The sequence below is a fragment of the Sphingobium agri genome (assembly GCF_023051225.1).
GTDB lineage: Bacteria > Pseudomonadota > Alphaproteobacteria > Sphingomonadales > Sphingomonadaceae > Sphingobium > Sphingobium agri.
On record NZ_JALKHS010000006.1, the window covers coordinates 1,005,719 to 1,029,919 of the forward strand.

Here is a 24,201-nt window from a genome sequence, read left to right on the forward strand (position 1 = left end):
TCAGTCCCCTTCCCCATGTAGCTCGACGCTCATGCCGTCATAGCCCGGTTCCACGCCATCGGGCAGGCTGCCGCGAAGGCTCGCATAGTCCATGCTCTGGTCCATATGCGTCAGGATAGCATGGCGCGGGCGAACGGCGGAAATGCCGTCGAGCGTCAAGGCAAGATGCGGATGCGTTGGGTGCGGTTGTTCGCGCAGGGCGTCGACCACCCATATGTCCAGATCATCAAATAGGCTGATCATGTCAGCAGTTAATGCATGAAAATCAGTCGAATAGCCGATTGATCTTCCGCCAGATGTGAACCGGAAACCGGTGGAGAAAATTTCGCCATGGGGCTGGTCGGTACAGGCGATATCGATGTCACCTATGCGCAGCCCATTGGGCAGCACATGTGGCTCTATGGTAGGCTGATAGCCCTGCCGCCCTTCGAAGGCATAGGCGAACCGCTCGTTGAGCAGCTTGAGCGTCTGTCGCCGCGCATAGCCGGGCACCGCTGTCCGCCTGTGGTGATAAAGCTGGCGTACGTCATCGATGCCATGGCAGTGATCGGCATGGTCGTGGGTCCAGAGAATGGCGTCGATGTGGACGACATCGGCGGCCAGCAGTTGGGCACGCATGTCAGGCGAGGTGTCGACAAGAATACGCGTGGTGGCGCTTTCCACCAGGATCGATGCGCGGGTCCGGCGATTCTTCGGCTCGGCAGGATCGCAGTTTCCCCAGTCATTGCCGATCCGGGGAACGCCCGATGAGGTGCCACAGCCCAGGATGGTGAGCTTGAGGCTCATGCGCTTGGCGCTGCTCCGGATTTGCTGAACCCGGTCTTGCGGAACAAGGTGCGGAAGTTTGCCGAGGTCGCTGAGGCGAGTTCCTCCACGCTTTGGCCGCGCAGATTGGCCAGGAAGCGGGCGGTGTCGGCCACGAATGCCGGTTCGCAGGGCTTGCCTCGATGCGGCACCGGCGCGAGAAACGGAGAGTCTGTTTCGACGAGCAGCCGGTCGAGCGGCAGCCGCGCAGCGGTTTTCTGAAGATCCTTGGCGCTCTTGAACGTCACGATGCCGGATATGCTGATGTAGAAGCCTAGGTCCAATGCCGCATCGGCGAAGGCTCCGCTGGCCGTGAAGCAATGGATGACGCCGGGATAGGCCCCCTGCCCCATTTCTTCGCGCAGAATCGCGAGTGTATCTTCCTCCGCATCGCGGGTGTGGACGATCAGCGGCAGGCCGGTAGCGCGGGACGCGGCGATATGGGCGCGAAAGCTGCCTTGCTGCCGAGCGCGGTCGCTATGATCATAATAATAGTCGAGGCCAGTCTCCCCAATGCCCACCACCCGGGGATGGGCGGCGCGTTCGACGAGTTTGGCCGTGTCGATATGGGGATGCTCGTCGGCCTCATGCGGATGGATGCCGACCGTCGCATAGACGTCAGGCTGTTGTTCGGCCGTGGCGAGTACCGCGTCCCATTCGCTTTCGCGCGTCGCGATGTTGAGCATGAGGTCGATGCCAGCGGCGCGCGCGCGTTCGAGCACATTCTGCTGATCTTCGATCAAGCCTTTGTAATTCAAATGGCAATGGCTATCGATCAGCATCGGATCAGGAGTCCGCTTCGGTAAGTTCAAGCCGCGGGAAGAGCGGCTTGGGCGCGCCGAGAGTGAAGCCGCTGGCGCGCAGATCGGCGTAGGCGCTGCTGCCGATCGCGCCATAGGTCCGGTTCGCTTGCGGCACGCCCATCTGGTCGAGCAGCGCCGTGGCGCTGGCGGGGATCACCGGCTGGATGATGATGGCGAGGTTGGTGATGGCTTCGTAGAGCGTGGCCAACACCGCTTCCATCCGGGCGGGATCGGTCTTGCGCAAGGCCCATGGCGCCTGGGCGTCGATATAGGCGTTGCAGGCGAAAACGGCGCGCATCCAGGCTTCGATCGCTGTCGAGGGCGCGAGATCCGCCATGGCAGTCTGGAAGGTCCGGGCGGCGTCGCTGATCGTTTTCAGCAGGTCGCTGTCCACATCCTGGGGCGCAGGCTCTGGCAAGCGGCCTTCCAGGTTCTTGGCGATGAAGCTCAAGGTGCGTTGCGCGAGATTGCCGAAACTGTTGGCAAGGTCACTGTTAGAGCGGGCGACAATGGCCTCCGCGCTGTAGCTGCCGTCATTGCCAAAGGTGACTTCGGACAGCAGGAAATAGCGGAGCTGATCCACGCCGAAGCGCTCGGCCAATTCCATGGGGTCGGCGACGTTGCCGACCGACTTCGACATTTTTTCGCCTCGGTTGAGGAGGAAGCCGTGGCCGAAGATCTGCTTGGGCAGGGGAAGCTTCGCACTCATCAGGAAAGCTGGCCAGTAAACAGCGTGAAAACGCACGATATCCTTGCCGATGATGTGCGTAATGTCCCCGCCTTCCGACCAGTAGCGCGCCATGCGTTCGGCATCGTCCGGATAGCCGCAGCCGGTGAGATAATTGGTGAGCGCGTCTACCCAGACATACATGACATGAGGCGTACCAGCTTCGGCGCTGCCCGGCACCTTGACGCCCCAGTCGAAGCTGGTGCGCGAGACGCTGAGGTCGGAGAGGCCGCCTTCCACGAAGCGCATGATTTCATTGCGGCGGCTCTCCGGCTGAATGAAGCCGGGCTGACTGTTGTAGAGGTCGAGCAGCCTTTGCTGATAGGCGGAGAGGCGGAAGAACCAGCTTTCTTCGACCGTCCATTGGACCGGCGTGCCTTGTGGAGAGAGCTTTTCGCCCCCTTCCCCTTCGATCAGTTCCTTTTCGTCGTAAAAGGCTTCGTCCCGGACGGAATACCATCCTTCATAGCGGCCAAGGTAAAGGTCGCCATTGGCTTCCATCGCTTGCCAGATCGCTTGCGATGCGCGGTGGTGATCGGGTTCGCTGGTGCGGATGAAACGATCATAGCTGATGTTCAGACTGTCGTTCATATCCTTGAAATAGCCTGACATTTCATCGGCCAGCGCGCGGGGTTCGATGCCGCGCGCGCGGGCAGCCTGATCCATCTTCAGGCCATGTTCGTCCGTGCCGGTCTGAAAGAAGACATCGCGGCCCATCATCCGCTGGAAACGAGTGATCGCGTCGGTCGCGATCACCTCATAGGCGTGGCCGATGTGCGGGCGGCCGTTGGGATAGCTGATGGCGGTGGTGATCGTGTAAGGCTGCGACATGCGCCTTCCCTAGCGGGTGTTAAGGCGCGCGCAAAGCCCGCTTTTCAGCGCTGACCCGGCGCGAGGGCGGCGACATGGCCGGCGAGTTCGAAAGCGACGGATGCGGGATCGAGGGAGAGGATGATTGCGCCGCTGGCGAGTTGGCGAGCGGCTTCCCACCGGTCGAGCGCCGTTCCGAGCGCGGGGCCGCTGCGCTGGCGGGCGGCGTCGGCGATGAAGGCGGGGACGCGCTCCAGAAAGGCTTCATAGCGGGCGCGCGACGCCTTGCCGGAGAGCAGCTTCGCGAGGAGGAGGCGATTCCGGTTGCCGGGGTCGCCATCCGCTGCGATCGCGTGGAGCAAGCGGTCCAGGTCGGTCATGTCGAGGCCTGCATAGCGCAGGGCTCGGCCGGGCGCGCCGTCCCCCAAGGTGGCGAGCGCCTCAATCTCTGCGGATGCGAGATCGGGTTGTTCGCGGCGCAGGATGGTGCGCATGGCTTCGTCGTTCAGCGGGTCGAGGCGCAGTGTGCGGCAGCGCGAGCGGATGGTAGGCAGCAGGCGACCGGGCGCGTGGCTGACAAGGAAGAAGAGCATGTCCGCGGGCGGTTCCTCCAGCGTCTTGAGCAAGGCGTTAGCGGCGCCACGCTCCAGATCGTCGGCGCTGTCGATCACGACGATGCGGCGGGGGGAGAGCGAAGGCGCGGACTGGACGAGGCGCTGGAGCCCGCGCACCTGATCGACCGAGATGTTGCGAGCGGTGCCGGTTTCTTTCTCCAGGCAGTAGAGTTCGGCATAATCGGGATGGGCGTCCGCCTCGACCAGCTTGCGGATCGGGTGTTCGGCGGCGACGGTGAGCCCCTCGCCATCGGGGGCGGGACCGGCGGCTTCTGCGAGGAGGCGAAGAGCCAGTGCGCGGGCGAAGCTTGCCTTGCCGATGCCGCGCGGACCGGCGAAGATCCAGCCATGATGCATCCGGCCGCTGCGCGCGGCGGCGATCAGCATGCCGGCTTGGCTGTCATGGCCAAGGATGGTGGTCATGGCAGCAGATCCTGCAGCGCCGCGACGAGGCGCGCGGTGACGGCTTCGGGCTTTCCTGACGCGTCGATGGCGCGGATGCGGGCGGGCTCCTGATCGGCGAAGCGGGCGAAGGCGGCTGCGACATCGGCGTGGAAGGCGGCGTCGCGGCCGCCTATGCGGTCCGCAGCATCACCGTCGCGAACCCACGCGCGTTGCTGCGCCTCGCCTTCGGGAAGCGTGAGGAAGAAGGTGCGGTCGGGAAGGAAATCGGCGCTGCCGATGCGGTGCAGGGTCAATATGTCGGCGTCGGTAAGCTCGCCCATGCCCTGATAGGCGCGACTGCTGTCGAGGAAGCGGTCGGACAGTACCCATGCGCCCCGGTGGAGCGCGGGGTGGATCGTCTTTTCGATATGGTCGGCGCGCGCTGCGGCGAAGAGGAGCGCTTCGGCGCGCGGGCTCCAGCGATCGGCGGCGCCGGTGAGCAGCAGGGCGCGGATGGCCTCCGCGCCCTCGCTGCCACCGGGTTCGCGAGTTTCGACGACCTCCACTCCCTGGGCGCGCAAGGCTGCGGCAAGAGCGCGGAGTTGCGTCGATTTACCGGCGCCCTCCCCGCCCTCCAAAGTAATGAAGCGGCCGCGTGTCACCCGAAGAAGGACTTCAGGCCGTTCCAAAGGCGGCCGAACACGCCTGCTTCGGACACTTCCTCTCCAGCGACCAGCGGCAGGACCTGGGGCGGGGTATCGGGGGTGGAGACGATCAGCTCGGCTACCTTCTGCCCCTTGGCGATCGGCGCCTTGATCGGACCGGTATAGGCGACCTTGACCGAAATGTTGCCGGACGCGGTGCGGGGCAGCGTCACCGCCATATCCCGAGGCGCGACGAGCGGCACGCTGGTGGCGCTGCCAAGCTGGACCTCGGCGGTTTCGACAGTCTGGCCCTTCTTGAAGAGCGGCTGCGCCTTCCATGCCTTGAAGCCCCAATCCATGAAGCGGACGGATTCAGCGACACGACCGTTGAAGCTCGTCAGCCCGGCAACCACCATGACGAGGCGGCGGCCGTCCTGTTCGGCCGAACCGGTAAAGCCATAGCCCGCTTCCTGCGTATGGCCGGTCTTGAGGCCGTCGGCACCGGCGATCTTCCCCAGGATCGGGTTGCGGTTCGACTGTGCGATGTCGGAACCGCCCATCGTCTTGCCCCAGGTGAAGGAGCGCGTCGCATAGAAGCGTTTGTAAAGGTCCGGCGTCTCCTCGATCGTCGCTTCGGCGAGGAGAGCCAGGTCTTCTGCCGTTACATAGGTGACGCCTTCGTCGGGCCAGCCGTTGCTGGTGCCGAAATGGCTGTTCTTGAGCCCGAGGCGCTTGGCTTCGTCGTTCATCAGCGCGACGAAGGCCTGCTCTGTCCCGGCGATCCCTTCCGCTAGCACGACGCAAGCGTCATTGCCCGAAAGGGTGACGATGCCGTGCAGCAGATTTTCCACCGACACCTGTTCGCCCGCCGACAGGAACATGGTCGAACCGGCAGCCGGGCCATGCCACTGTTTCCAGGTTTCGGGGCGAACGGTGAATTTCGTGTCGAGCTTCAGGTCGCCTTTCTGGATCAGGCGGAAGGCGACGTGCGCCGTCATCATTTTCGCCATGGAGGCGGGCGGAATGCGTGTCTCGCCGCCCTTGTCATACAGCACGGCGCCCGACGACAGGTCCTTCATATAAGCAATAGGCGCCTCGCTGGTATAAGGAGGCGCCGCAGCCGTGAGAGGCTGGGCCAGCAATCCGACGAAGAGGATGGCGGCAAGTGACTTGTTCATGAGGACTGCCTTCGCACTGATGGATTCGGGTGATGAGAATGCCCCGCCTCCTGTCATTAGCCATGACGGATACATTCTCAAGAGGTGTGAAGAGGAGCGGCCTTTGAACGCGGCCCTATTGCCTGACTGCGTCGGCGAGTAGCCCGACCGAGAGCGCGTAGAAGTTGGAGCAATTATAATCGAGGATGGCGCGGTAATTGCTCGTCAGCAGATAGGCAGTCTTGCCGGGGCCATCGGGCTCCAGCAGCGTGGCTAACGTCGTGTCGGCAAGCCGGCTGCTGCCTGTTGGAACGATGCCCCGGCTGCGCCATTCGGCCATGCTGAGCCAACGGCTGTGGCGGTTGAACACGCGGGGGCAGCGGGCCGGGGACAGCCGGGCCGTAACGCTGGCGCGGTTGAAATTCGCGGGTACGGACACGGCAACGCCCCATGGCTGCCCGCGCCGCCAACCGGCATTCACGAAATAGTTGGCGATCGAAGCGAGCGCGTCCGCTTCGCTGTTCCAGATGTCGACACGGCCATCGTCGTCGCCATCCTTGCCCAGGCGCAGATAGACGCTGGGCAGGAATTGCGGATAACCCGTCGCCCCTGCCCAGCTGCCGACCAGGCGGCTGCGCGGCACGCCATTGTCGAGCATCTTGAGCGTCGCCAGCAACTCCGGTTCGAACAGGCTGCGGCGGCGTCCTTCATAGGACAAGGTCGCGAGTGAGCGGATCAGGTCGAAGTCACCCGTATAGGAGCCATAGTTGGTTTCATGCCCATAGATGGCCACCATGATTTCCTCAGGCACACCTGTTTCCGCTTCGATCCGGGCAAGGCGGGCGCGGTTCACCTGATAGGCCGTACGGCCACGGCTGATCCGCGCGGCGTCCACATGCTGGCGCCTGTAGGGTTCGAAATTGGGAATGGGCGAATAGGCCCCGCCCCCCGGCTGGTTCTGGTCCAGTTGAATAACGCGCGGATTGGGGGTGAGCGACGGAAACACGGAATCCAGCGTCGAAGAGCGGATGCCCATGGCGCGCGCCTTTGGCCGCAGCGTTTCGAGATAGCTGCGAAAGCCCGCGTCCTGAGCCATGTCCTGCGTCATACCAGGACCCGCCATCAGACTGCCCGCCGTGACCACGGCAAGACGCAGCAGAAGCGAGTGAATGGTTGAACGCATTAGAGAATCTCCCTCATCCCTTTGTGGCACAGCGAGGGCGGAAGGCGAAATCCCCCTTGTCGCTGCGATCGTGACAACAACGCACTGAAAGCGGATTTGGTCATTTTACGCTTGGCATGGCGCAAAGCTTCGCTAGGAAGCGGGTTCCAGGCATGGACGGCCGCGCGACGCAAAGCAGGCATCGGAATGCCCGGAACGGAAGGGTGGCAGAGTGGTCGATTGCAGCGGTCTTGAAAACCGCCGATGCGCAAGCATCCGTGGGTTCGAATCCCACCCCTTCCGCCAATATGGCTGCTAAAGGATTGATTTTACTGGGGTTCTCTGTTGCCAGATATGGCGTCCCCTCCAGTTTCCCCACTCATTAAGCGCCTGTAACTTTGGCTGCTTTTGAGCATGAAAAACGCCCCGAATTTAGGGACCCGGGGCGAAGGTATTGCCATGATGGCAATGGTTGTCAGAATTTGCCGGTCCGCCTGAGCCGCCCCCATTCCTCCAGCGCGGACGCAGTGGTCATGGGTCGCCCGCGACTATGCCAGACCGGCAAGGCGCGCTGACTGATGAGTTGCTGGGCAAGGGTTTCGGTGATGCCGCTATGCATAGCGGTGGCGCTGACGCCGATCAGGAGACGGGGCTCAGCCATTCGCGGCCATCCTCTGTGCAATAAGACCGGGAGTAGCTGCTTCAAGCCGCTCAAGACTCTTCTTCGTTTGCCGCGCCAGATCATAACACCCGCTGCGCCGAAGGTCCGCCAGCTGCTCGCTCAGCGCCGCATGGCGCTCCACCAGGTCACCATTAAGCGGGCCTTTTGACTGATCCACTGCATAAAGGGGCAGACCAGGATTGTAGTCTACGGGTTCTCGTTCATCGATTTCCTCACCCTCACCCACATCGATGCGCTTTCCTACAAGCTGAAGGCAGCGCAGGATCAGGCGCGCGCGCTAGCGGAGCAAGTCGCTAGGGACAGCGAAGCCGGCTTCCTTGCTGTCGGGATACGGCCTGGTGAAATGGATGGGTCTGAGATCCGCAGCCAGATCGACAACTTCTTGGAGCGCCGACAGGAGGAGAGAGATCGCAAATCACCTCTTGAGGCATATCGTGACGAGATCACCAAGGTAGGCGCCAACATCAATGAGCAGATACAGAGCGTTGCCGTCGATGGCCTCCAGATGTTCAATGATGGTTTGGTCGAGGCGATCATGAACAGCGAGAACCTGGGCGATGTGTTCGGGAACGTCGCGAAAAGCATCATTGCCGACCTTAGACACTATTAGACGATGTTCGACAAGTGTTCTCATCAGATCATCGGAAAACCGTGCCATCATTAGACACTGTTAGACGCGGCTAGTTCGATTCCCGGCAGTCACCCCTTCCGCCAGATCGCTTTGTGGCTAACGCTGCGGCTTTAGTGCGACAGCCTCAATAACCTTAGCTGTGAGTATTTCGGGACTGAGCGTCCCATCGAGCCGCAGCACTGGAGCGCTTTGGTCCAGGAGCCAAGCCTCATGTCGAGCGCGGTTTCGTCCGGGAAAATTTGCATCGTCGTATTGCTCAGCCCACTTACGAAAAGCAGTATGAGATTTGTGCATATCTCCGCCCGCGAGCACTCGATCTCCAAAACGCGCCTCCTCGCGTGATGAAAGACGCTGCATCCGAATGGCCGTCGGCGTTACGACAAAGACAATTAAATTAACATCACGGATCAGTGCGTCTCCCCAGCCATCAAAAGAACCGGTGAGAATCCAATCGTCGTCGCCAAGCGCCTCCAAAATGAGTCTGACTCGCTCCTCCGGCTCGCGCTTCGTTGTAAACGGAGGATTTGTCGGCTCCCAATAGAAGTCATCTACGTCAAGGTGCAAAAGATCTAATCGCCGCGCTACATTACTTCCCAATGTGGTCACACCAGAGCAAGAGGCTCCCGTAATATAGATTTTAGACATTTTGCCTTATCTCTCGCAGCATATGGTCGGTCGTATATGATGTTGAAGCGGAGTCTACCCAGCAAATCTGACGCTTGCGGTTCGCAGATGATCGCAGCTACGCCTCGCCTTAACCCGCGTTAGAGAGTATCGTGAACTGGCATGCTATCATGCCTCTTCACGATCTGGAGGTTGCGATGTCTGGGCAAACGGATGCACCCTATCTTTTCCGGCGAGCGCGGGAAGAAGCGGACAAGGTAAACAGTGCCTTGGCCCGGCACGCCCCGGCCGAAGAGATCGCGGCGCATCGGGAATTGGCGCTGCGGTACAAGGTGAGAGCACTCGCGGCTTCCTGTCCCGATCAGGTGCTGCACGATGCCATGGAAAATTTCGACATGCCTGGCGATCCGGCTGCGGAAAAGCCAGCGCATTAAGTCGCGCGCAGAGACGAAGCGATCATTGAAGAAATAAAAGCGCCCCCGGGCAAGGGAATGCCGGGGGCGCGACTTGTATGCTGTCGGGCATCCAAATCGCCGCGCATGTAACAGAGATTGTTGACGGCCGCAATCCATGGAAGGCGCTTCGCCCGCCGTGCCGTAACGTCAACGCGGCGTCCTGCTTATCCACCCGCTTAATCCATGGGTGGGACAAAAAGGCTAGTTGATTTCCATAGCCCTGCCATCACATGGACGATGCCGAACGAGGGCCAGATCGGGCAAGGGAAAACAGAATATGGCTGAACCATCGAATAACTGGCCGAAGCGATCGCCGATCGAAACGGGGGCGCTGGGCCGGTGCCCGCAGTGTGGCGAAGGGCATATATTCCGCGGGTTCCTGACGATCCGCGATCATTGCGAAGTGTGCGGGCTGGATTATTCCTTTGCCGATCCGGCAGACGGCCCTGCCGTGTTCGTGCAGTTGTTCGCCTGCGTCCCCGGCGTGATCTTCATCGTCATGCTGGAAATCCTGGCGCGCCCCCCCTTGTGGGTGCATATCGCGGTCGGGATACCGGTGCTGATATTGACGACCGTGCTGCCGTTGCGGCCGATCAAAGGCTGGCTGGTGGCTGCGCAATATGTGACGAAGGCGCAGGAGGCCGGGACGGGGGACCTTTGGGCCAAGCTGCATGGTGATGGCGGGGGCGAGCGGCGGGACTGACAGCCGCGTCTTTTCGAACTATTTGCATGCTCCCTCATCGTTCGATGAGGGGCAGGCGCGATCTCTCAGCACTGCACATGGCCGCCTGAGATGCCAGCGTACGCTGGCAGGACGGTCAATTACTTAGGCGAGCGCGCCGTGGCAGTGCTTGTACTTCTGGCCCGAGCCGCAGGGGCATGGCGCATTGCGGCTGATGTTCAGATTGTCAAACTCACCCAGCGCCGCGTTGCCGACCGGCGGGCGCGGCAGCGTCGTGGTGATGCCGCCAAGCTGCCCGGCGTCGATGTCCCCGCTATTATCTTCGCCTGAGAAGGGGTCGATATGCGTGGTGATGAAGTCCGGGAGAACCGGCAGGTCGAAATCGGGCAAGGGTGCGATATCGCCGCCGTCCATGCGGAACTGAACGCGCGCGATGGAGCCGGTGACATCCTCGCGGATGTTCCCGAGCATGCGTTCGAACAGGGCGAAGGCTTCCTGCTTATATTCGTTGATCGGCGTCTTCTGCGCATAGGCGCGCAAGTGAACGACCTGGCGGAGAGCATCCAGGGTCGACAGATGCTCCTTCCAATGATGGTCCAAGCTTTGCAGCAGGATCGATTTTTCGATCATGTGCCAGTTTTCAGGATCGATGCTCGCGACCTTTTCGGCCACGGCTTCATCGGCGAGCGCTGTGAGGCGCTCCTCGATCATTTCCGGATCGACGGCGTCCTCAGTCAACCAGGCATCGAAGTCCGGCTCCAGTCCGAGGATTTCGGCAGTGCGAAGCTTCAGCCGCTCAATATCCCACTGTTCCGGATAAGTGCCCGGCGGGCAGGAGGCACCGACAAGGTCGTTGACGGTTTCATGGCGCATGTCGGTGACGACATCGTCCACCGTATCGGCGTCCATGATGTCGCTGCGCTGTTCGTAGATGACCTTGCGCTGATCATTCATGACGTCGTCATATTCGACGACCTGCTTGCGGATGTCGTAGTTGCGCGCCTCGACCTTCCTCTGCGCGGTCTCGATCGCCTTGCTGAGCCATTTGGACGGGGGCAGCGCTTCGCCGTCCTCAAGGTTCGAGCGGATCATCTTGGCGAACATCGTGTCCGGGCCGAAGATGCGCATCAGGTCATCGTCAAGGCTGAGGTAGAAGCGAGACAGGCCGGGATCGCCCTGACGCCCCGAGCGGCCACGCAGCTGATTGTCGATGCGGCGGCTTTCGTGCCGTTCGGTGCCGAGTACGAAGAGGCCACCGGCGGCGAGCACTTCCTGCTTTTCGGCTTCGATCTCCGCGTCGATCCGCGCGATCGCGGCATCGCGTTCCGGGCCTTCGGGCATGTCGCGCAGTTCGTCTTCGACGCGAAATTCCAGGTTGCCGCCCAATTTGATGTCGGTGCCGCGGCCAGCCATGTTGGTGGCGATGGTGACGGCGCCCTTTCGCCCCGCCTGCGCCACGATATGGGCCTCGCTCTCATGGAAGCGGGCGTTGAGGACGGCGTGCTTCACCCCTTCCTGGTTAAGGAATTCGGACAGCATTTCCGATTTTTCGATCGACACGGTGCCGACGAGGACCGGCTGGCCCTTTTCGGCATGGATCTTGATCGTCTTGGCGATGCCGCGGAACTTGTCTTCCAGATTCTTGTAGAAGCTGTCTTCTTCATCGACACGCTGCACCGGCCGGTTGGTCGGGATGGTGACGACGTTCATCTTGTAGATTTCGTAGAATTCGGTCGCTTCGGTAGCAGCCGTTCCGGTCATGCCGCCGAGCTTCGGGTACATGCGGAAATAATTCTGGAAGGTGATGGAGGCCAGCGTCTGGTTTTCCGGCTCGATCTGGACGCCTTCCTTCGCTTCCACCGCCTGGTGCAGGCCATCGGACCAACGACGGCCGTCCATCATGCGGCCAGTGAACTCGTCGATGATGATGACCTTGCCGTCTTTCACGATGTAATCGATGTCGCGGCGGAACATCATGTTCGCGCGCAATGCCTGATTGACGTGATGGACGACGGCGGTGTTCTCAAAATCGTAGAGGTTCGCGCCTTCGAGCAGGCCCGCCTCTTCCAGCAGCCGCTCGATCTTTTCCGTCCCGTCTTCGGTCAGGGTGACGGAGCGCTGCTTCTCGTCCTTTTCATAATCGGCATCATCGAGTTGCTTCACGATGGCGTCGACCGAGACATAAAGCTCCGACTTGTCGTCGGTCGGACCGGAGATGATCAACGGCGTGCGCGCTTCGTCGATGAGGATCGAGTCCACTTCGTCGACGATGGCGAAGTTGAAAGGCCGCTGCACCATCGACGCGCGGTCATATTTCATATTGTCGCGCAGATAGTCGAAGCCGAGTTCGTTGTTCGTCGCGTAGGTGATGTCGGCGTTGTAGGCCTCTCGCCTCTGATCCTCGCTGAGGTTCGGCACGATCACGCCGGTGGTGAGGCCAAGGAAGCGGTAGACCTGGCCCATCCACTCGCAGTCGCGGCTGGCGAGATAGTCGTTCACGGTGACGACATGGACGCCCTTCCCCTCCAGCGCGTTGAGATAGGTGGCAAGCGTCGCGACCAGCGTCTTGCCCTCACCGGTACGCATTTCGGCGATTTCGCCGCGATGGAGGACGATGCCGCCGACCATCTGCACATCGTAATGACGCTGACCAAGGGTGCGCTTGGCCGCTTCGCGCACGGTGGCGAAGGCTTCGGGCAGCAGGTCGTCCAGTGTTTCACCCTGCGCAAGCCGCTCACGGAAGCGCGCGGTCTGGGCAGTCAGTTCCTCATCGCTCATCGCCGAAATGGCAGGTTCAAAAGAAGCGATGCGTTCGACGATCCTGCCCAGCGACTTTACGTAACGTTCGTTGGACGATCCGAAGATGGACTTGGCGAGTGCGCCGAACATGCAAGTTCCTGACAAAAGGGGAGCGCGCACCCTGTTAAGGCAACGCACACGGATATGCGCGGCGATTTAGGGTTTGGCCGTGGGATAGTCAATTGATGAGCGCGTCACGGAGATCTCGTCGAGGAACGATTGACGGGCGGGTGATATGCGCTAAGCCGCGCGCATGACACAGGCTTCCCCCCTCGCTCCGCCAAGCTTTCCCGAACTTCCCGCGATCGCGGGTGTGACCGCGCGCGTGGCCAAGGCCCGGTACAAAAATTGGGACCGCTGCGACCTGACCTATGTCGAGTTGGCCGAGGGCACTGCGGTTGCGGGCGTGACGACGCAGAGCAAGTGCCCCTCCCCCGAGGTCGAGTGGTGCCGTGACGCCATTCCGCTCGGATCGGCGCGGGCTTTGGTGGTGAATGCGGGCAATGCCAATGCCTTTACCGGACATCGCGGACGGGCGGCGGTCGAAGCGATCGCGGCGAAGGTGGCCAATCATCTGGGGTGCCTGCCTTCACACGTGTTCATATCCTCCACCGGTGTGATCGGCGTGCCGCTGCCGGTGGACAAGGCCGAGGCTGGGTTGGACGCTGCCTTTGCCGCCGCACCTTGCGGATGGGAACAGGCGGCGAATACCATCGGCACGACCGACACCTATGCCAAGGGCGCGCGGACGAGCGCCATGATCGGCGGGACGCGGGTGGAGCTGGTGGGGATCATCAAGGGATCGGGTATGATAGCGCCCGATATGGCGACGATGCTCGGCTATATCTTCACGGATGCGGCGATCGACCCGAAGCTGTTGCAGCAGATGCTGTCGGCGGCGAACCGGCGGACCTTTTCCTGCATCACGGTCGACAGCGACACGTCGACCAGCGACACGGTGCTGGCTTTCGCCTCGGGCCAGGCAGGCAATGCTCCGCTCACATCGATGGATGATGCCGGAGCGGATGCGTTTCACGCGGCGCTTGGCGACCTATGCCTGCAATTGGCGCATCTGGTGGTGCGCGATGGCGAGGGCGCGTCGAAATTTATCGAGATCAGCGTGGCAGGCGCGGAGAGCGACGCGAGCGCGCACCGGATCGCGATGTCCATCGCCAACTCGCCGTTGGTGAAGACGGCGATCGCGGGTGAGGACGCCAATTGGGGCCGCATCGTCATGGCGGTCGGCAAGGCTGGCGAGCCAGCGGATCGCGACAAGCTGTCGATCCGGTTCGGCGCGACGCAGGTGGCGTCCGGCGGGCTTGCGCTGGAAGGATATGATGAAGCACCGGTTGCGGCGCATCTGAAAGGACAGGATATCCAGATCGGCGTGGACCTTGGCCTGGGCGAGGGCCGAGCGACGGTCTGGACCTGCGACCTGACGCACGGATATATCTCGATCAACGCGGATTATCGCAGCTGATGCCGATCGAACTGCATGACGATGTCGTCGCGCTGATGCGTGAAGTCGCGCGGGACATTGTCATGCCGCGCTATCAGAACCTCCGCACGGAGGAGATTAGCGAGAAGGCGGCGGACGACTTCGTCACCATCGCCGACAAGGAAAGCGAGATCAGGTTGGCCGAGGGGCTGAGCCGGATATTGCCCGACGCGGCGATCATCGGCGAAGAGGCCTGTGCTGCCGATCCGGCGATATTGGAGCGCGCGGGCGACGGGCTCAACTGGATCATCGACCCGATCGACGGGACCGGCAATTTCGCCGCTGGACGGTCGCCCTTCGGCATCATGATCGCCCTGGCGGATGCAGGGACGACTTTGGCAGGTTGGATTTTGGACCCGCTGACCGGCCGCCTATGTCATGCGACATTGGGTGCTGGAAGCTATATCGATGGCGAGCAGGTGCGAGCGAAGGAGAGCGGCGATCCGCTTCCGATCGCAGCGCTGGCGGTCTATTTCATGTCCGACGAGGAACGCGCGGATATTCAGAAGCGCGCGGAGGGGAAGTTTGCGGTCGTGGACATCCCCCGCTGTGCGGCGGAGCAATATCCCCGGCTGGTGCTGGGGCAGAACGACGTTTCGGTCTTTGCACGAACATTGCCCTGGGACCATGCCGCCGGGACGCTGTTCCTGAACGAGGCTGGTGGTTGTTGCCAGCGGCTGGATGGGTCGCCTTATATGGTGGGCGACATGCGGCGCGGGTTGCTGGGGGCTTCTTCGCCGCGTTTGTGGGATTTGGCGGCGGGGGTTTTGTTTCGGTAGCGTGTAGTGGCGGAGAGGTTGCTCTCCCCTCTCCCCGGCCCTCTCCCCTGAAGGGGAGAGGGAGTTGAGTTGCTTTAGAGGACGCTTTCGATCCAGCCTTTGAGCGCGCTCTTGGGAGCCGCGCCGACCTTGGTGGCGGCTGCTTCGCCATTTTTGAACAGGATCATCGTCGGAATGCCGCGCACGCCATATTTGCCGGGCGCGTCCGGATTTTCGTCGATGTTGACCTTTGCGATCGTGACCTGATCGGCCAGTTCCTCGGAGATTTCTTCCAGGGCGGGGCCGATCATCTTGCAGGGGCCGCACCATTCCGCCCAGAAATCAACAAGCACGGGCTTGTCTGCGTCGATCACGTCCGCCTGAAAGCTGGAGTCGGTGACTGCCTTGGTTGCCATAAATATATCTCCTTGAGTTGGCGGATATCTAGGATGGTGACGCATCCGTCTCAACGGGTGAGAGCGGCAAATTCTCCTGCGCGGGCGAAAAGCCCGGCTTGTGCGCCGCCAGAAGTTCGGGCGGAAGCGTGATGAGGCGCGGGGCGCTGCTGTAGAGCAGTGCGGCTTCTATCCTGCGGCCGGGGAAGATCACTTTCAGGGCGGCGGCATAGGCCGCCATTTGCCGGACATGCGCAGTGGGAACTTCATCGACGTTCAAAGGCGCGATGCGACCGGTCTTGAAATCGACCACCTGTACCAGATCGGGGCCAACACAGAGCCGATCCACGGTGCCGGATATCACCATCTCGCCCACCACCGCCGCGACTGGCGCTTCGGCAAGGGCACCGGGTGCGAAAAGCGGAGCGAAACTGCTATCCTCAATCACGCGAAGTGCCTGCGCGATGACGTCATGACGCAAGGATGCGTCGGTTGCGCCCTGCTGCTCCAACCAGCGGTCGGCGCGCTCATGACGCTCGCCGGGCGGGACGTCCGGCAGACGCTCGAACAGCGCGTGAAGCCAGCGGCCGCGATCGCTTGCCGCCTTCATCGCGGGCGTTGGTGGGGGATAGGGCACGTCATCCTCCACTGGCGCTGATGGCGCGAGTGGGCGGGGTGGCCGCGCTTCCTCAGGCGCAGGCTGGCGGAGCCATGCGGGCTCGGCGGTGGCCACCTTCTCGATGGCTGTGGTCTTCTCAGGCGCGCGGGGATGCAGCGCCTCGGTCCCTTGCCAGCGCCGGCGGGCGCCCCAGAGCGGATCATCCTCCCAATCCGCGCCAAGAGCAGCCAGCGCGTTCTCAACGGCGGTGAACCAGCTTTCCGGCTGCGCCATCCCGCGCGCGCGCGGCCCGAGCGAACCTGTGACCACCAGCCGTTCCTCGGCGCGGGTCAGGGCGACGTAGAGCAGCCGCCAATGCTCTTCCCGTTCTGCGGCTTTGGCTTCTTCCAGAACCTGGCCAATGGGGCCTAGCCGTTCGGACTTGCGCGGAGCGAGGATGGGCAGGCCGTTCCATTCCAGCGAGTCGGCACGCGCGCCCGCGTCGGGATCAAGGCAAGCGTCCGCAAGGATGACGACCGGCGCCTGCAAGCCCTTCGCCCCGTGCACCGTCAGCAAGCGCAGCGAGTCCCCTTGGGCGGCGGCGTCACGGACGATCTCCACCTCGCCACGGTCGAACCAGTCGACGAAACGCTGCAAGGAGGGATGGTCGTCCGCTTCGAAGGTAAGCGCGGCGTTGAGCAGTTCCTCGATCGGATCGGCGGCTTCGATGCCGAGCCTTTCGATCAGGCGGCGGCGTCCCTCCATCGGTCCTGACAGGATGGCCTCAAGATAGCGATAGGGTGTGGTCAGGTCCGCGCGGGTCAGCAAGGCGCGCAGCGGGGCGAGCAACTCATCGTCCAGCGTGCGGGTAAGATGCTGCCACAGGCCGACGCGCCGGTTCATGGCGCGGGTCATGAGATCATCCTGCGACCAGCCGATCAGCGGGGACACCAGCAGCGCGGCGAGATTGAGGTCATCTTCCGGCTGGACGGCGAAACGCAGTGCGGAAAGCAGGTCGCGCACGGCGAGCGGCGCGTTGAGGCGAAGGCGGTCGATCCCGGCGACGGCCACTCCTTCCTCGTAGAGACGCGCGACGATCAGCCGGGCAAGTTCGCTGCGGCGGCGCACGAGGATCATGATGTCACCAGCAGTGACGGCACGGCCACGGCTTTCCAGCATCATGCCGTCATCGATCCATTGACGGATTTGCCGCGCGATATTCTGGGCGAGCTGCCGTTCCTGATCTGCGGCCCAATCCTCCTCCCCTTCGGCATCGTCGGACAAGCCCGCGATGGTGGGCTTCCACAGCAGCACTTCTCCGGGGAAGCGATTGGCGCTGATGTGCTGGACGGCGCCAGCCCGCAGGCCTAGCCGCTCGGCGCTGAGCGTCGCGATCGTCTGATCGACCACGTCGAGGACGGCGGGTGTCGAGCGGAAGCTGCGTTCGAGCGACAGGTCGTGGAAGATGTGGTCGGCATCTTCGGCGTGGCGTTGGAATGAGATCTGCGCGGCGGCGAAAGCCTGGGGGCTGGTGCCCTGGAAGCCGAAGATCGCCTGCTTGAAATCGCCCACGGTGAAGACCGTACGGACACGATCCCCCTTCGCGCCCTCACCCGCGAAGAATTCGGCCGCAAGCGCGCCGACGATCTGCCACTGGCTGACATTGGTGTCCTGCGCCTCATCCACCATGATATGGTCGATGCGCTGGTCGAGCTTGTAGCGGATCCAGTCGGCTATGCCGGGCTGGGACAGAAGGTCGGCGGTGCGGGCGATGAGGTCGTTGAAGTCGACGGCTCCGGCAAGCTGCTTGGCCTCATGATAGGCGCGGGCATAGGCTCGGCCTGCGTGGAGGGCCTGGGCGAGCAGATCGGCATAGGCTGCGAGCGCCTTGAGGCTCAGAAGCTCGGCGCAGCGGGAATGGAGGCGGGCGCTTGCCTCGCCATAACCATCGATCGGCGGGACCCAGCCTTTGGCCGAGATGATGTCGCCATCGGCCTTGGCCCATGATCCGTGCAGGTCGGCGAGCGCTTCGGCCCGCTCAAGCGCGGTCATCGCCCGCCAACGGGCTATGCGGTCGCAGCGTTCGAGGGCGCGGCCGGTGCCCCAATCGGCGTTGGCCTGCGCGATCCAGGCAAGGGTTCGCATGTCGAACTGCGCATCTTCGCACTGGCTGGCGAGGTGCGCCATGACGTCACCCTCGGGCAGATCGAGTTCGCGGTAGAGCCACGCGGTTATGTCTTCAGGCAGTCGCTCCAACGCCGGAAGATGAGCGGCGCAGCGCAGCAGGAACTGTTCAGCGCCGCCTTCACCGAGACGCAGGCTGATGGCCTGAAGTGCTTCCATGAGGCTGTCATCGCCCTGGTCCTGCGCGCGGACCGCGAGGTCTGCGAGCGTCTGGCGGGCAAGCGCCGCCTGCTCCCGCTGATCGAGCGGGCGGAAGCCGGGGGGCAGATCGGCTTCGAGCGGAAAGGCGGTCAGCAGTTGCTGGCAGAATCCGTGGATCGTCTGGATGCGGAGGCCCCCGCCCGTCGATTCCAGCACTTCGGCGAAGAGGCGGCGGGCACGGTCGCGTGCTTCCGGGCCGCTATCCTCATGCAGGGCTTCGAGATCCTCGAACAGCTCGCCTTCTTCCATCTGGACCCATGCGGCAAGGCGATCATGGATGCGGTCGGCCATTTCCGCCGCGCCCGCTTTGGTGAAGGTGAGGCAAAGGATATTTTCTGGCCTGACGCCTTGCAGCAACAGGCGGAACACGCGAGCCGTCAGGACATGGGTCTTGCCCGTGCCTGCCGACGCGGAAAGCCAGACATGCGCGTCCGGCGACGCGGCGCGGGCCTGGGCGCCTGCGAGCGGTTGGAGAGCGGAGGCCTTCCTACCCATCGTCGCGGCCATACCATTCTTCCAGCCGCATCAGCTGGTCATAATCGCCGTAATTGGCCACTTCGGGATTGATCTGGGCGTCGAACGGGGCTGTGCCGGTCAGATAATCGCCCGCTATCTTGTCGAACCAGTCATGGACGAGCGCGGTGAAAGATGAGGTCACGATCTTGTCCCGCTTGCCCATGGGATCAACGGGACTTTCCCGGTAGCCGAACGCATCATTCTTCTTGGCGAGCGACCAATATTCAAAGCATCCGGCCGCGCCGGTCTCCGTGATCGCGGGAAAGCCCCCCTTTTCGGCGATGAGGCCGAGCAGGCCAAGCTGGAGCGAATAGCCGGCCTTCACCTGCTTGGCGCTCGGCGGCTTGCCAGTCTTGTAGTCGACGATGGCCAGCGTGCCGTCCGGCATGCGATCGATGCGGTCGGCCTTTCCGGTCAGGGTGACGCCAGCAATGTCCGCGCGGCCGTCCGTTTCGACCGCCAGGATGGTGCGGCCCGCTGCCTGGTCGGCGGCGACTTCCGCCGCGATCCAGCGGACGGCTTCGATCAATCTTGGCTGCCACAGCGCCTTGAGCAGCGGATGAACGTCCGGCCGGTCGAACATGGCGCGGGCACGTGCCTCAAGATCCGCCGGATCGCGCCGTCCGGCTTCCGCCCAATGTTGCAGGATTTCGTGAACAGCGGTGCCGCGCCATGCGGGCCCGGCGTCCGCATCGACAGGGTCCAGCCTGTTGAGGCGCAGGATTCGCTTGGCGTAGAAGGCGAAGGGGTCGGCCTTCAGCCGGTCGACATCGGTTACGGGGATGATTTTGGGTCGGACGGATGCGGGTGGAACGGGTGCCGGGCGGCGGCTGGGGTCGTGCCGCGCTGGCCGGTCGAGAGCCTGCGCCAGCGCGCCGTAGCGATCCGCGCTTTTCCATTGTGGACCGGCCATGGCCTTGAGACGCAGCCAGAAGCGGGAGGCGATGGCAGGGCCGCCCGAACCTCTGCGCGCGCGGGTGATGAGGACGTGAGGCGCGCCCAATGCGCTGGCGAAATCGTGCGCCGCACGGCCGATGCGGGTTTCAAGGCCCGGCAAACCGAGCTCGCGGCGAATGCGGGGCGCGAGCCATGGATCGGGCGATGGCAGGCCGGGCCAGGTGCCCTCGTTAAGTCCGCCCAGAATCATGAGGTCGGCCTGCACCAGTTGCGCTTCAATCAGGCCGAGGATGGCGATGCGTGGATGGCCGCCCTGAACCGGACGCACGGATGCGCCGCCCAGCATATGGTCGAGCAGCGCCGGCAGGGAACGGATGTCCGCCTGTTGTGGCCCCTCCCCCGCCGCCTGCTCCATTTCAGCAAACAGGTCGGCGGCGGCGTGACCTTGCACCCCTGCCCAGATGGCGTCAGCCGTCAGCAGGCTGGCTTGCTCACGAAGCACGGCGAGTTGTGCTGCGAAGGTTGGGGCAGAGGCGAAGCCTTGCTCAAGCGGTTCGAGGAGCGCGCGCGCCTCGGCCCACCAAGAGCGGGTCTGGGCGCGCAAGGTCCGCTGCCGGTCCTCTCCTTCCCGCTCGGTGAGGAGCAGGTCGATGCCGCCAAGACCTGCGGGCGGGCGGGGGCCGCGCAGGAGCAGATCGAGCCCGCGCACACCCTCCAGCCAGTGAAGCCGCCTTTCCCCGCGCATGACGAGCGGATGCTTGAGCAACGTAAGCAGCGCGACGGGCGCGAAGCGTTCCGCAACCGTCTGGGCCAGCGCGATGAGCAAGGTGCCCGGCGGCAAGCGCGACAGCGGACGGCCAGCGGAATCGTCGGCGGCGATGCCCCAGCGGGCAAGATGCGCCGATACGCGGGTGGCGAGCTGGCGGTCAGGCGTGACAAGCGCCGCGGTGCGCCCCGGCGTTTCCACGGCTTCGCGCAAGGCGATGGCGATGGCCTGCGCTTCTTCGCCCGGTGTCGCCACCTCAAGCGCCTCCACTCCGCCGAGCGAGCGGTCGGCCGTCTTAAGATCGCGCCAGCGGCTTGTCAGACGCGGGGGAAGCATGGCGTTGGAAATGTTGCGGCTGCGGACGGCGCGCGCATCATGTTCACTGCCCCAGCGCCACAAGGCGACGTCATCCCGTGTCGCGCTCATACGGTCGAGCAACAGCTTCAAGGCATATTGGGGATGCGTTTCATGGGCGGGCGGGGCTCGGCCAGTGATGGAGTCCGGGGCGAATGGTCCGATCGCCTCCCACGCCGCCTCATCCATTTCATGATCGAGACCGGCAAAAACGACGCTGCCACGCGGCAGGACGGATATACGCCGGAGCAAGCCTGCGACCGCTGGCGCTGTCGTCGCTATGCCAGCGGCGATGACGAAGCCGGAAGGAGGCTGCTGAGCCCAGCGCATTGCGAGGCGGTCGAACAACCGGTTGCGCCGGTCGGCAAGGTCAATGAGGCCAAGCCGCGCCAGTTCGTCGGGCCAGCGCCGAATGAGGATGGAGAAAAGATCCAGCGATCTTTGCCAATGTCCAGACAGTTCGTCCGAAAGCGTCAGATCGGACAAGGCCGTGATCGGCACCCGCTCCACCTGCATCTGGTCGAGAACGGTGCCGAGCGCCTGACCGAGCTTTATCGCTTGCGCGGCGTCCATCGGCTGGCCGGATGCCTGTTGAACCATGCGCGACAGGATCATTTGGCGTCGCATGGGTGCGATGGCGGGGGGGATGGCCTCTCCCTCCGCCAGCGGATCGAGCGCGCCGCCCGCCTGTTCGCCAAGATCGGGATCGCCGATCGCCACCAATCTTGGGAGAAGCAGACCGCCGCCTGACCGGCGCACGAAGGCGTCGCTGACGGCGCGGATGGCGCGATTGGTAGGCAGCAGGATCATGCCCTGCGCCAGTGCCATCGGATCGCCGCCATGCTGCGCGATGATGCCCGCTGCCAAAGCGTCGGAAAAGGCGCGGTGGGCGGGAATATTGAACAGTGCGGGCCGGGTGGGATCACCCATGGGCGAGCATCGACTCCACGAAAGGAATGGCGCGCGGGGTGCCGACGTCGAACCAGAGCCCCTGGTGCGAAACGCCGTACAGGCGCCCGGATTCTATGGCGCGATTCCAGAAGATATTGGTGGAAAACACATCGGACGGGGGATCGACCAGCAGGCTGGGCGAAAGGATTTGAACGCCGGTGAAGACGAAGGGCGCGACATGGCTCGTCTTGCGGCGGCTCAATCGTCCCGAAGCGTCCATGTGGAAATCACCCGGTCCGCTATGGCAATGGGCGCGCGCGAGCGGCACCAGTAGCAGCAGGGCATCCATCCGCTCAGGGTCCCAAATCCGCTGCATCATGCCCAGTGTTTCATGCGGCCCGTCGATCCAGAGATTGTCGCTGTTCGCGCAGAAGAAAGGATCGTCCCCGAGCAGAGAACGCGCATGGATGAGCCCGCCGCCGGTTTCCAGCAGCTTTGCCCGCTCATCGGAGATCAACACATTCATGCCGTTCGAATGGGCGTTCAGGTGCGCCTCGACCGTGTCGGCAAGGTAATGGACATTGACCACCACCTTGCGGATGCCGCCAGCGGACAGCCGATCCAGTGCATGATCCATGAGCGGCTTGCCCGCGACCTTCACCAAGGGCTTTGGCCGGGTGGCGGTGAGCGGGCGCATCCGCTTGCCGAGCCCCGCCGCCATCAGCATTGCCGTGTCGATCATGCCGCCGCCTGATCCTGAAGCGCGAGGTGCCGCTTTTCCGCTGCTATGTTGCCGGCGAACCATTGCGCAACGGGCGCAAGCGCGGGATGCGCGAGATCGCGTTCCAGAAGGTCCCACATGCGCGGCAGGAAGGACAGGTAGCGTGGCTTTCCGTCCCGCTTCCAAAGCCGCGTGAAGATGCCGATGATCTTGGCATTCCGCTGCGCACCCAACACCGCATAGGCAGCATCGAAGTCGGCCGGAGGGTTCGCGATCGACTTGTAATGGACGATCATCGCTGCTTCTACTTCCGGCGGCACATCGCGCCGGGCGTCCTGAAGCAGCGATACGAGATCATAGGCAGGATGCCCTGCAAGCGCGTCCTGAAAATCAAGCAGGCCAAGCCCGCGCACTTCGGGGCGATCGATCAGCATGATATTTTCAGCATGGTAATCGCGCAGCACCGTGACGGCGGGGCTGGCCGATTGCTCAACGATCGGCAACACGGCATCCCAGGCGCGGACATAGGCCTCCGCATCGACTGGAAGGCCGATCGCGGGGCAGTACCATTCGGTAAGCAGCCCCGCTTCGCGTTGATAGACCGCGCGATCATAGGGGGGCAGGTCGGCGGCGGGCGTGCGATGAAGATCGGCCAGCAGTTCGACCGCCCTGCGATACACGCCAAGCTCGTCCGCGGGGACATCGTCGAGATGTTCCTTGACCCGCAAATCACCGAAATCCTCGATAAGGACCAGACCCTGCTCAAGGTCGCGAGCGAGGATCGCGGGGGCTGCAAAGCCCTGTCCCACCAGATGTTCGGCGATTGCGATAAAGGGGCGCGGGTCTTCGTGCGGCGGCGGCGCGTCCATCAGCACGGCCCGGCGCGCGCCGTCAATCACGCGGAAGTAGCGACGGAAGGATGCATCGCCCGCCAGTGGGACTATCGCGGCATGTTCCCACCCCGCAGCTGAGAGAAAGGCGGGAGCGGAAGCGGGCGGGATCATATCTGCGACCATCGCTCTGTCCAAGCGTCCGGCACGCGGACTGTCAAGCGCCGAGCGCCATCGGGTTCGATGTCGATGTGGAGCCGCAGCGCATGCGGCCATGCATCCGGCCCCAGGCGGTCAGGCCATTCGACAATCAGCAGGCTGTCCATCAGATATTCGTCGAGCGCCAGTTCCTCTGCTTCCTCGGCATCGTCGAGGCGATAGAGATCGACATGGGCGACGGGCAGCTTCACCTCCGGCACGTCATAGGGCTGGACGATCGCGAAGCTGGGGCTTGGCGCCTCGCCTTCCAGACCGAGCCCTTCCAATATGCCACGCGCGAGCGTCGTCTTGCCCGCGCCGAGCCCGCCCTCCAGCGCAATGACGTCGCCGATGCGCGCGACATCGGCCAGATTGCGGCCAAGAGCCAGCATCGCGGCTTCGTCGGGCATGGTAAG

At 63.3% G+C, this 24,201-nt stretch carries 22 protein-coding genes and 1 tRNA gene; 6 read left to right on the plus strand and 17 right to left on the minus strand.

Annotation, left to right across the window (positions count from 1 at the left end; translation table 11 throughout):
* The 7 genes from MU848_RS08300 to MU848_RS08330 form a co-directional block, all read right to left on the minus strand.
* Positions 1 to 786 carry an MBL fold metallo-hydrolase gene (locus MU848_RS08300; protein ID WP_247231154.1) on the minus strand — a complete coding sequence of 262 codons (786 nt, stop codon included), beginning with the start codon at positions 784 to 786 and terminating at the stop codon, positions 1 to 3.
* Complete coding sequence (locus MU848_RS08305; protein ID WP_247231155.1) at positions 783 to 1,586, minus strand: TatD family hydrolase; 804 nt, start codon at positions 1,584 to 1,586, stop codon at positions 783 to 785. Before MU848_RS08305 ends, MU848_RS08300 begins: the two co-directional genes overlap by 4 nt.
* A 4-nt stretch (positions 1,587 to 1,590) precedes the next feature.
* On the minus strand, positions 1,591 to 3,165 hold the full coding sequence (gene metG / locus MU848_RS08310) for a methionine--tRNA ligase (protein ID WP_247231156.1): 1,575 nt from the start codon (positions 3,163 to 3,165) through the stop codon (positions 1,591 to 1,593).
* Between the two features lie 44 nt (positions 3,166 to 3,209).
* On the minus strand, positions 3,210 to 4,181 hold the full coding sequence (locus tag MU848_RS08315; RefSeq protein ID WP_247231157.1) for an AAA family ATPase: 972 nt from the start codon (positions 4,179 to 4,181) through the stop codon (positions 3,210 to 3,212).
* Positions 4,178 to 4,804 (minus strand): dTMP kinase, encoded by a 627-nt coding sequence (gene tmk / locus MU848_RS08320; protein WP_247231158.1) that lies wholly within the window; start codon positions 4,802 to 4,804, stop codon positions 4,178 to 4,180. The genes MU848_RS08315 and tmk overlap by 4 nt, the downstream gene beginning before the upstream one ends.
* Positions 4,801 to 5,964, minus strand: a complete 1,164-nt coding sequence (locus MU848_RS08325; RefSeq protein ID WP_097091550.1) for a D-alanyl-D-alanine carboxypeptidase family protein — start codon at positions 5,962 to 5,964, stop codon at positions 4,801 to 4,803. Before MU848_RS08325 ends, tmk begins: the two co-directional genes overlap by 4 nt.
* 115 nt (positions 5,965 to 6,079) lie before the next feature.
* Positions 6,080 to 7,126: a lytic murein transglycosylase gene (locus MU848_RS08330; protein WP_247231159.1), complete on the minus strand. Its 1,047-nt coding sequence runs from the start codon at positions 7,124 to 7,126 to the stop codon at positions 6,080 to 6,082.
* A 197-nt stretch (positions 7,127 to 7,323) separates the two neighbouring features.
* Between MU848_RS08330 and MU848_RS08335 the strand changes: the two genes are divergently transcribed.
* A tRNA-Ser gene (locus MU848_RS08335) sits at positions 7,324 to 7,411 on the plus strand.
* A gap of 169 nt (positions 7,412 to 7,580) precedes the next feature.
* On the opposite strand, the gene MU848_RS08340 is transcribed toward MU848_RS08335, so the two are convergent.
* Both MU848_RS08340 and MU848_RS08345 read right to left on the minus strand, forming a co-directional pair.
* A complete protein-coding gene (locus tag MU848_RS08340; RefSeq protein ID WP_247231160.1) occupies positions 7,581 to 7,766 on the minus strand; it encodes a hypothetical protein in 186 nt (61 codons plus the stop codon).
* Entirely contained in the window at positions 7,759 to 8,013 is a 255-nt protein-coding gene (locus MU848_RS08345) for a hypothetical protein (RefSeq protein ID WP_247231161.1), read from the minus strand. The genes MU848_RS08340 and MU848_RS08345 overlap by 8 nt, the downstream gene beginning before the upstream one ends.
* Before the next feature lie 117 nt (positions 8,014 to 8,130).
* Here MU848_RS08345 and MU848_RS08350 point away from each other — a divergent pair, with 117 nt between their 5' ends.
* A complete protein-coding gene (locus MU848_RS08350; protein WP_247231162.1) occupies positions 8,131 to 8,397 on the plus strand; it encodes a hypothetical protein in 267 nt (88 codons plus the stop codon).
* 117 nt (positions 8,398 to 8,514) lie between these two features.
* Here MU848_RS08350 and MU848_RS08355 read toward each other — a convergent pair whose 3' ends face one another.
* Positions 8,515 to 9,063 (minus strand): hypothetical protein, encoded by a 549-nt coding sequence (locus tag MU848_RS08355; protein ID WP_247231163.1) that lies wholly within the window; start codon positions 9,061 to 9,063, stop codon positions 8,515 to 8,517.
* Between the two features lie 176 nt (positions 9,064 to 9,239).
* On the opposite strand from MU848_RS08355, the gene MU848_RS08360 reads away from it, so the two are divergent.
* Positions 9,240 to 9,476, plus strand: a complete 237-nt coding sequence (locus MU848_RS08360; protein ID WP_097092773.1) for a hypothetical protein — start codon at positions 9,240 to 9,242, stop codon at positions 9,474 to 9,476.
* A gap of 298 nt (positions 9,477 to 9,774) precedes the next feature.
* Positions 9,775 to 10,200, plus strand: a complete 426-nt coding sequence (locus MU848_RS08365) for a DUF983 domain-containing protein (protein ID WP_247231164.1) — start codon at positions 9,775 to 9,777, stop codon at positions 10,198 to 10,200.
* A gap of 123 nt (positions 10,201 to 10,323) precedes the next feature.
* On the opposite strand, the gene secA is transcribed toward MU848_RS08365, so the two are convergent.
* A complete protein-coding gene (gene secA / locus MU848_RS08370; RefSeq protein ID WP_247231165.1) occupies positions 10,324 to 13,068 on the minus strand; it encodes a preprotein translocase subunit SecA in 2,745 nt (914 codons plus the stop codon).
* Positions 13,069 to 13,231: 163 nt separating this feature from the next.
* Here secA and argJ point away from each other — a divergent pair, with 163 nt between their 5' ends.
* On the plus strand, positions 13,232 to 14,458 hold the full coding sequence (gene argJ, locus MU848_RS08375; protein ID WP_247231166.1) for a bifunctional glutamate N-acetyltransferase/amino-acid acetyltransferase ArgJ: 1,227 nt from the start codon (positions 13,232 to 13,234) through the stop codon (positions 14,456 to 14,458).
* Positions 14,458 to 15,255 (plus strand): inositol monophosphatase family protein, encoded by a 798-nt coding sequence (locus MU848_RS08380; protein ID WP_247231167.1) that lies wholly within the window; start codon positions 14,458 to 14,460, stop codon positions 15,253 to 15,255. The genes argJ and MU848_RS08380 overlap by 1 nt, the downstream gene beginning before the upstream one ends.
* A gap of 74 nt (positions 15,256 to 15,329) precedes the next feature.
* Here MU848_RS08380 and trxA read toward each other — a convergent pair whose 3' ends face one another.
* The 6 genes from trxA to tsaE are packed head-to-tail and all read right to left on the minus strand — an operon-like array spanning position 15,330 to position 24,195.
* Positions 15,330 to 15,650, minus strand: coding sequence for a thioredoxin TrxA (gene trxA, locus MU848_RS08385; protein WP_097091545.1), 321 nt, complete (start codon positions 15,648 to 15,650; stop codon positions 15,330 to 15,332).
* Between the two features lie 28 nt (positions 15,651 to 15,678).
* The gene (addA, locus tag MU848_RS08390) at positions 15,679 to 19,119 is read right to left on the minus strand and encodes a double-strand break repair helicase AddA (protein WP_247231168.1); all 3,441 of its coding nucleotides are present in this window, start codon (positions 19,117 to 19,119) and stop codon (positions 15,679 to 15,681) included.
* Positions 19,100 to 22,075, minus strand: coding sequence for a double-strand break repair protein AddB (gene addB, locus MU848_RS08395; RefSeq protein WP_247231169.1), 2,976 nt, complete (start codon positions 22,073 to 22,075; stop codon positions 19,100 to 19,102). Before addB ends, addA begins: the two co-directional genes overlap by 20 nt.
* Complete coding sequence (locus MU848_RS08400) at positions 22,068 to 22,778, minus strand: nucleotidyltransferase family protein (protein ID WP_247231170.1); 711 nt, start codon at positions 22,776 to 22,778, stop codon at positions 22,068 to 22,070. The genes addB and MU848_RS08400 overlap by 8 nt, the downstream gene beginning before the upstream one ends.
* Complete coding sequence (locus MU848_RS08405; RefSeq protein ID WP_247231728.1) at positions 22,775 to 23,761, minus strand: aminoglycoside phosphotransferase family protein; 987 nt, start codon at positions 23,759 to 23,761, stop codon at positions 22,775 to 22,777. The genes MU848_RS08400 and MU848_RS08405 overlap by 4 nt, the downstream gene beginning before the upstream one ends.
* Positions 23,758 to 24,195 (minus strand): tRNA (adenosine(37)-N6)-threonylcarbamoyltransferase complex ATPase subunit type 1 TsaE, encoded by a 438-nt coding sequence (gene tsaE, locus MU848_RS08410; RefSeq protein ID WP_247231729.1) that lies wholly within the window; start codon positions 24,193 to 24,195, stop codon positions 23,758 to 23,760. Before tsaE ends, MU848_RS08405 begins: the two co-directional genes overlap by 4 nt.
* Between the last annotated feature and the right edge of the window lie 6 nt (positions 24,196 to 24,201).